This is a genomic window from Pseudomonas sp. P110(2024) (assembly GCF_057480795.1).
Genome location: NZ_JBLIYT010000015.1, coordinates 151,273 through 159,941 on the forward strand (window position 1 = coordinate 151,273; position 8,669 = coordinate 159,941).

5 protein-coding genes are annotated in these 8,669 nt (G+C 64.1%); 3 read left to right on the plus strand and 2 right to left on the minus strand.

Annotated features, from left to right (window positions below; genetic code table 11):
• Positions 1-19 precede the first annotated feature (19 nt).
• Positions 20-721, plus strand: a complete 702-nt coding sequence (locus AC25ND_RS22545; protein WP_069017431.1) for a 4'-phosphopantetheinyl transferase family protein — start codon at positions 20-22, stop codon at positions 719-721.
• Here AC25ND_RS22545 and AC25ND_RS22550 read toward each other — a convergent pair.
• The gene (locus tag AC25ND_RS22550) at positions 718-2,322 is read right to left on the minus strand and encodes an ATP-binding protein (protein WP_028690937.1); all 1,605 of its coding nucleotides are present in this window, start codon (positions 2,320-2,322) and stop codon (positions 718-720) included. The genes AC25ND_RS22545 and AC25ND_RS22550 overlap by 4 nt on opposite strands.
• Positions 2,319-3,014 (minus strand): response regulator, encoded by a 696-nt coding sequence (locus AC25ND_RS22555; protein ID WP_028690938.1) that lies wholly within the window; start codon positions 3,012-3,014, stop codon positions 2,319-2,321. The genes AC25ND_RS22550 and AC25ND_RS22555 overlap by 4 nt, the downstream gene beginning before the upstream one ends.
• Before the next feature lie 783 nt (positions 3,015-3,797).
• Here AC25ND_RS22555 and AC25ND_RS22560 point away from each other — a divergent pair.
• Both AC25ND_RS22560 and AC25ND_RS22565 read left to right on the plus strand, forming a co-directional pair.
• Positions 3,798-6,677 carry a ribonucleoside-diphosphate reductase subunit alpha gene (locus AC25ND_RS22560; protein ID WP_062363798.1) on the plus strand — a complete coding sequence of 960 codons (2,880 nt, stop codon included), beginning with the start codon at positions 3,798-3,800 and terminating at the stop codon, positions 6,675-6,677.
• Between the two features lie 637 nt (positions 6,678-7,314).
• Positions 7,315-8,565 (plus strand): ribonucleotide-diphosphate reductase subunit beta, encoded by a 1,251-nt coding sequence (locus AC25ND_RS22565; protein WP_050704266.1) that lies wholly within the window; start codon positions 7,315-7,317, stop codon positions 8,563-8,565.
• The last annotated feature ends 104 nt before the right edge of the window (positions 8,566-8,669 follow it).

Here is an 8,669-nt window from a genome sequence, read left to right on the forward strand (position 1 = left end):
GACTGGCACAATACCGACCATGAACAGACTCCCGACCTGCTGCGCCCCGCTCCAGCACCACTGGCCCCTGCCCCGCCCGGTCCCCGGCGCGGTGCTGGTCAGCTGCGCCTTCGACCCGGCCCGCCTGGCCGCCGACGACTTCCAGCGCGCCGGCATCGAGCAGACCGCCAGCCTGCAACGCTCGGTGGCCAAGCGCCAGGCCGAGTACCTGGCCGGTCGGGTCTGCGCCCGCGAGGCACTGCAACGCCTGGATGGCCGCGATTATGTACCGGCCACCCACGAGGACCGCTCACCGATCTGGCCCGCCGACATCCGTGGCTCGATCACCCACGGCCAAGGCTGGGCCGCCGCGGTTGTCGCCGCCGACGGCCACTGTCGTGGCCTGGGCCTGGACCAGGAAACCCTGCTCAGCGAAGAGCGCGCCGAACGCCTGGCCGGGGAAATCCTCACCCCCGCCGAACTGGAGCGCCTGGACCGCAGCCAGCAGGCCCTGGCCGTGACCCTGACCTTCTCGCTCAAGGAAAGTCTGTTCAAGACCCTCTACCCGCTCACCCGGCAGCGCTTCTATTTCGAACACGCCGAACTGCTGGCCTGGTCCGCCGACGGCCATGCCCGCCTGCGCCTGCTCACCGACCTGTCGGCCGAGTGGCACCACGGCGTCGAGCTCGATGGCCAGTTCTGCCTGCAGGACGGCCATCTGCTCAGCCTGATCAGCGTCTAGTCGCGCGGCTGCTCACGCGGCCAGCTCAGGCTGAAACACGCCCCGCCCAGCTGCTCGCTGTGCCCGACCAGGGCGCGGCCGCCGTGCCAGTAGATGATCCGCCGCACGATCGACAGCCCCAGCCCATGCCCGCCCGAAGCCCGGGTGCGGCTGTCGTCGAGGCGGGTGAACGGGGTGAAGATGCGGTGCCACACCCCTTCGGGAATCCCGGGGCCGTCGTCCTCCACATCGATGCGGCAACGCTGCTGGCCGATCTGATAGCTCAGGCGCACTTGCGATTCGGCATGGCGCATGGCATTGCGCACCAGGTTCTGCAAGGCCCGGTGCAGGTAGCGCGGTTCGGCCTCGACGCGGGCATCGCTACCGTCGAGCCCGTGGCACACTCCGCGTACCACCCGCACTTCGGCCCGCAGCGGCGCCAGCTCCTCGATCACCCGCGCCAGCAGCTCGTCCAGGTCCACCACCTGGAAATGCAGGGCCGGCGCGCCCTGCTCCAGGCGGGCGTAGGTCAGCATCTCGTCGACCAGCTTGTCCAGGTCCTGGATATCGCCGTCCATGCCCGCCAGGTGCTTGGCCCGGGCCTCGTCACTGCCGGCGCTCTCGATCATCTCCAGGCCGAAGCGCAGCCGCGCCACCGGCGTGCGCAATTCGTGGGACACCGCCCGCACCAGCTCGCGCTGCATGGTCAAGGAACGTTGCAGGTGTTCGGCCATGCCGTTGAAGGCCTCGGCCAGACGCCCTACTGAGTCGGCATCCCCGGCCGGCACGCGGGTGTCGAGGCTGCCCTGGGCGATGCGCGTGGCCGCCACCTCCAGGCCCGACACGCGCCGCTCCAGCTGACGCACCAGCAGGTAAACCACCAGCCCGATCAGGCACAGGCCGAGGAAGGCGATCAGGATCAGCAACTGCGGCGGATAGGGGTTGAGCTGGTACAGCGGGCCGATCTCCAGGACCCAGGGCGAGCCGGACAGCCCCGAGAACACGCGGATCGAATCTCCGTCCCGGCCCAGGGCCATCACCGTGTCGCCCTCCTCCACCCGGCGGCGCTGGTCGTCGTCCAGGGCGGCGCGCTCGATACGCTGCAGGGCGATGTCGAAGCCGAAGCCCTTGCTCTGGCGCAGCTGCGCCAGGCGCGCCTGCTGCTCGGTCACCGGATAGCGCACCAGTTCGTCGGCCAACAGGTAAAGCGTGGCGCGGGCCAACTGCTCGCTGATCTGCTTGACCTCGGCCACCAGCAGCAGGTCCTCGTGACCAACCCGGCGCAACACCCGGGCGGCATGCGGGCCGGTCTTCTCCACCACCACCAAATCGCGGTACAGCCGCGCCCGCTGCCCACCGTCGAGGGTGAATGCCGACAGCGGCTGCAGGTCCAGCGGCACGCCGAGCAGGCGCTCCCAGATCACCAGCGAACGGGTGCGCTCCACTGCGTTCTGTTGCGCCAGGTTGTCGGCCATCAGGCTGAAGGTGCCCTGGGCCAGACGCTCGCGGTGCTGGCCAGCACGGATCTCGTTGACCAGGTGCAGGCTCAGCACGCCGAGCACGGCCACCAGCACCAGCACCGCGAGCATGCCGCCATAGATACGCAGGAAGATCGAGTTCATGGCGCCTCGCCGACGAACAGGTAGCCCTTGCTGCGCAGGGTCTTGATCAGCCGCGGGGTGATCGGGTCGTCGCCGATCTTGGGGCGGATCTTGGAAATGCGCACATCGATGGAGCGGTCCTGGCCGTCGTAGCCGACGCCGCGCAGCGAGGTGAAGATCTCCTCGCGGGACAGCACCCGCCCGGCGTTGCTGGCCAGCAGCCAGAGCAGGTCGAACTCGGCGCCGGTCAGCTCGATCAGTTGGCCGCTCAGACGCGCCTCGCGCTGGCGGCTGTCTATATGCAGCGGGCCGAACGTCAGCTCCTGTCGTCGCTCCGGGGCCTCGCTGCGGCGCAGCAGGGCGTTGATGCGCGCCAGCAGCACGCGCGGGCGCACCGGCTTGCAGACATAGTCGTCGGCGCCCAGGTCCAGGCCCTGGATCTGGTCCAGTTCGTCGCTGCGGGCGGTGAGCATGAGGATGGGGCCGGCGTACTGGCCGCGCACCCGGCGGCAGATGCTCAGGCCGTCCTCGCCGGGCAGCATCAGGTCGAGGATCACCAGGTCCGGCTGGCTGTCGATGATACGCCGGGCGGCACGGCCGCCGTCGCCCTCCACCGCCACCTCGAAGCCATTGGCCTGGAGGTACTCGGCGGTGAGCTCGGCGAGGCGCTGGTCGTCCTCGACGATGAGGATGCGGTTGATTGGCTGGTCCATGGCCTTACCCTTCTTCTGTTTTTGTCGGGCCTTGCTGTTGGCTGTAGCGGCCTCATCGCGGGGCAAGCCAGTACAACCCTTTGATTCCAGCGAAAATCCACCTTCACCAAAGCGCAACATCAGCCCCGGATACTACGTCCCGCCCCCACCCCTGCCAACCACCCCAGAACGTCCCATAACTGAACCGTTTTTTGTGATAGGGTTCGCGCCCGAAAAAAATCTGCGCGGCGACGTAGCACAGCCAAAAAATAGTGCAAACCTCTTGGGACAAGGCCTACAGCGAATACCCACGGATCACTCACAAAGTACCCACAAGTTATCCACAGACGCTCACCTTGCAAAGCCCCCAAGACCGCATTATCTTGTATCCCTGTCGCAGCGAACCACTAGATATTGGGTTTCGCGCAAAATCACAAACACAAGTCGCCTGGCAAATTCAAGCGAATTTACCGACTGAACTTAACGTGATTCCAACAGCCAAACCGCTCCTGCGGAGGGCGACCGAGGCAAGCCGCAGATGGCCTTGTTCGGGTATGAGTGTTGCAGGCAGGGCCTCGCCACTCATCAGCAACAGATTTTGGGTACGCCCAGAACCTTTGACTTCGGCCAGGGAGCGGCAGGTTATTGCCCCTTATTCCTGAGTCTGTCCCGAAGTCGGTAAGCCCGAGCGGGCGTATGCGCGTGCATGACGCCTCCCCGCCCGGGCCATCGAGCAAGTGGACGGAACGGTGGGCGCCCCAACAAGGCGCCTGAACAAACTAGAAACTGTGGAGACACCCACCCATGCAAACCGACACAACTCGCGAGAACCCGCAGGGCAAAGCGCCGCAGGCCGCCGATTCCAATCAGGATCTGGCAGCCACCGCGCCTGGCCAACTGCGCGTGATCAAGCGCAACGGCACTGTCGTCCCCTACACCGACGACAAGATCACCGTTGCCATCACCAAGGCGTTCCTCGCAGTTGAAGGCGGCACCGCCGCCGCCTCGTCGCGCATCCACGACACCGTCGCGCGCCTGACCGAGCAGGTCACCGCCACGTTCAAGCGTCGCATGCCATCGGGTGGCACCATCCACATCGAAGAAATCCAGGACCAGGTCGAACTGGCCCTGATGCGCGCCGGCGAGCAGAAAGTCGCCCGCGACTACGTGATCTACCGCGACCAGCGTGCCAAAGAGCGCGCCACCCGTGCCAACACCGACGCCGTGGTCGAGCCGCACCCAAGCATCCGCATCACCCTGGCCGACGGCAGCCTGGCGCCTCTGGACATGGCCCGCCTGAACACCATCATCAGCGAAGCCTGCGAAGGCCTGGCCGAAGTCGATGGCGAGCTGATCCAGCGCGAAACCCTGAAGAACCTGTACGACGGCGTGGCCCTGAAAGACGTCAACACCGCCCTGGTGATGACCGCCCGTACCCTGGTCGAGCGCGAGCCGAACTACTCGTTCGTCACCGCCCGCCTGCTGATGGACACCCTGCGCGCCGAAGGCCTCGGCTTCCTGGGCGTGGCCGACAGCGCCACCCACCACGAGATGGCCGACCTGTACGCCAAGGCCCTGCCGGCCTACGTCGAGAAAGGCGTCGAGTTCGAACTGCTCGACCCGGCGCTGAAAGGCTACGACCTGGAGCGCATGGGCAAGGCGATCAACCACGAGCGTGACCAGCAGTTCACCTACCTGGGCCTGCAGACCCTGTACGACCGCTACTTCATCCACAAGGATGGCGTGCGCTTCGAGCTGCCGCAGGTGTTCTTCATGCGTGTGGCCATGGGCCTGGCGCTGGAAGAGAAAGACAAGGAAGCCCGTGCGATCGAGTTCTACAACCTGTTGTCGTCCTTCGACTACATGGCCTCGACCCCGACCCTGTTCAACGCCGGTACCCTGCGTCCGCAGCTGTCCAGCTGCTACCTGACCACCGTGCCGGACGACCTGTCGGGCATCTACCACGCGATCCACGACAACGCCATGCTGTCGAAATTCGCCGGTGGCCTGGGCAACGACTGGACCCCGGTACGTGCGCTGGGCTCGTACATCAAGGGCACCAACGGCAAGTCGCAAGGCGTCGTGCCGTTCCTGAAAGTGGTCAACGACACCGCCGTTGCCGTGAACCAGGGTGGCAAGCGCAAGGGCGCCGTGTGTGCCTACCTGGAAACCTGGCACCTCGACATCGAAGAATTCATCGAGCTGCGCAAGAACACCGGTGATGACCGTCGTCGTACCCACGACATGAACACCGCCAACTGGATCCCTGACCTGTTCATGAAGCGCGTCTTCGATGACGGCAAGTGGACCCTGTTCTCGCCATCGGAAGTGCCTGACCTGCACGACCTGACCGGCAAGGCCTTCGAAGAGCGCTACGAGTACTACGAAGCCCTGACCGAGTACAACAAGATCAAGGTGTTCAAGACCATCCAGGCCAAAGACCTGTGGCGCAAGATGCTGTCGATGCTGTTCGAGACCGGCCACCCATGGCTGACCTTCAAGGACCCGTGCAACCTGCGCAGCCCGCAGCAGCACGTGGGCGTGGTCCACAGCTCGAACCTGTGCACCGAGATCACCCTGAACACCAACAAGGACGAGATCGCGGTCTGCAACCTGGGCTCGATCAACCTGCCGAACCACATCGTCGATGGCAAGCTGGACACCGCCAAGCTGCAACGCACCGTGAACACCGCCGTGCGCATGCTCGACAACGTGATCGACATCAACTACTACTCGGTGCCGCAAGCGCGCAACTCGAACTTCAAGCACCGCCCGGTCGGCCTGGGCATCATGGGCTTCCAGGACGCGCTGTACCTGCAGCACATCCCGTACGGTTCGGACGCTGCCGTCGAGTTCGCCGACAAGTCGATGGAAGCGGTCAGCTACTACGCGATCCAGGCTTCCTGCGACCTGGCCGACGAGCGCGGCGCCTACGAGACCTTCCAGGGTTCGCTGTGGTCCAAGGGCATCCTGCCGCTGGACAGCCAGCAGATCCTGATCGAGGCCCGTGGCCAGAAGTACATCGACGTCGACCTGACCGAGAGCCTGGACTGGGCACCGGTGCGCGAGCGCGTCAAGAAAGGTATTCGTAACTCGAACATCATGGCCATCGCGCCGACCGCGACCATCGCCAACATCACCGGCGTGTCGCAGTCCATCGAGCCGACCTACCAGAACCTGTACGTGAAATCGAACCTGTCGGGCGAATTCACCGTGATCAACCCGTACCTGGTCCGCGACCTCAAGGCCCGCGGCCTGTGGGACTCGGTGATGATCAACGACCTGAAGTACTACGACGGTTCGGTGCAGCAGATCGAGCGTATCCCGCAAGAGCTGAAGGACCTGTACGCCACCGCGTTCGAAGTCGAGACCAAGTGGATCGTCGATGCCGCCTCCCGTCGCCAGAAGTGGATCGACCAGGCCCAGTCGCTGAACCTGTACATCGCCGGCGCCTCGGGCAAGAAACTGGACGTGACCTACCGCATGGCCTGGTACCGTGGTCTGAAGACCACCTACTACCTCCGTGCCCTGGCCGCGACCAGCACCGAGAAGTCGACCATCAACACCGGCAAGCTCAACGCCGTGTCGAGCGGCGGCGACAGCGCCCCGGTCCAGGCCGCGGGCCCTGCCCCGGTACCGAAGGCCTGCGCCATCGACGAGCCGGATTGCGAAGCCTGCCAATAAGGCCTTCGCAGCGCTGAGCTGAACATGCCGCCTCAATCGCCCTCACGGGTGGCTGAGGCGGCATTTTTTTGCGCCCCGACATCCCCCTGCGGGAGCGGTGCGTGGGAACGGCACGTGGGAGCGGGCTTGCCCCGCGATAGGGCCCCTACAGGCAATACACCCCCTAGGCCCTGATCAAGATCAAAACACCATATGTAGCGCCAAACAAAAAAAATCACACTACATATAGGATCTAATCCCATTTAGGGCTAGACTCTTACCCCGTGACTAACCACCGGTATCCAGTGAACGGAAGCACGTAATGCAGGTCGAAAATTTACCGCCCTGCGCCCCCTGCGCCGCCCCGATCCAAAGTGATTTCCGGTATACTTCGCGGCCCCAAAAAGGGATGAGCCAATGATCGACTGCGTGAAGCAAGCCCCCGGGGCCACACCGCAGGTTTTATCGTTGCCGTACAGCTTCCAGGTGCCCTGCCCCCTCGCCCGAGTGCAGGCCAGGCGCCGACCCGAACACCTTCAAACGTGACGAGAGCCCGCTCTCACTGCCTGCCGCAGCGCCCGTTGGCGTAGCGCCGTACAGGCATCACTTCAAAATCCAACCGGTTGCCCCGCGCAACCCTCTAGCAGGAGCCAGGACCATGCTGAGCTGGGACGAATTCGACAAAGAAGACGGTGAAGTCGCCGCCAAAGGCAACACCCCCGCGCAGGCCGCAGCCGCCACCACCCTCGACAAGCTCGACAGCGCCGGCGGTGCCGCCGCCCTGGAAGCTCGCGCCGCCACCGCCGCCGACTCCGACGCCGTAAAGCGCGCCAAGGCTGCGCTGGACGCCCTGGACATCGCGGAAGGCCTGGCCGAGCTGGAAGGCTCCTCGGCCCGCGTCGCGGTCGATGAAAAGCGCATGATCAACTGCCGCGCCGACCTCAACCAGTTGGTACCGTTCAAGTACGACTGGGCCTGGCAGAAGTACCTCGACGGCTGCGCCAACCACTGGATGCCGCAAGAGGTCAACATGACCGCCGACATCGCCCTGTGGAAGAGCATGGACGGCCTGACCGAAGACGAGCGCCGCATCGTGATGCGCAACCTCGGCTTCTTCTCCACCGCCGACTCCCTGGTGGCCAACAACCTGGCCCTGGCCGTATACCGCCTGATCACCAACCCGGAGTGCCGCCAGTACATCCTGCGCCAGGCCTTCGAAGAGGCGATCCACACCCACGCCTACCAGTACTGCATCGAGTCGCTGGGCATGGATGAAGGCGAGATCTTCAACATGTACCACGAGATCCCGTCGGTCGCCAAAAAGGCAGCCTGGGGCCTGAAGTACACCCGCGCCATCTCGGATCCGGAGTTCAACACCGGCACCGTCGAGACCGACAAAGAGCTGCTGCGCAACCTGATCGCCTACTACTGCGTCCTGGAAGGCATCTTCTTCTACTGCGGCTTCACCCAGATCCTGTCGATGGGCCGCCGCAACAAGATGACCGGCGTCGCCGAGCAGTTCCAGTACATCCTGCGCGACGAGTCCATGCACCTGAACTTCGGCATCGACGTGATCAACCAGATCAAGATCGAGAACCCGCACCTGTGGGATGCCGCGATGAAGGAAGAGGCTACCCAGATGATCCTGCAGGGTACCCAGCTGGAGATCGAATACGCCCGTGACACCATGCCACGCGGCGTGCTGGGCATGAACGCGGCGATGATGGAGGATTACCTCAAGTTCATTGCCAACCGTCGACTGACTCAGATTGGGTTGAAGGAAGAGTATCCGGGGACTACCAACCCGTTCCCTTGGATGAGCGAGATCATGGACTTGAAGAAGGAGAAGAACTTCTTTGAGACTCGGGTTATTGAGTATCAGACTGGTGGTGCTCTGAGCTGGGATTGATCGTCGGAGGGTGTCAGAAATTTTGTGTTCGGGCATAACATGAGTAAGAGGTGCATGTATGCCAACCAAAAAGAAACCCTTGCGTGACCTGCCCAAAATCCCCA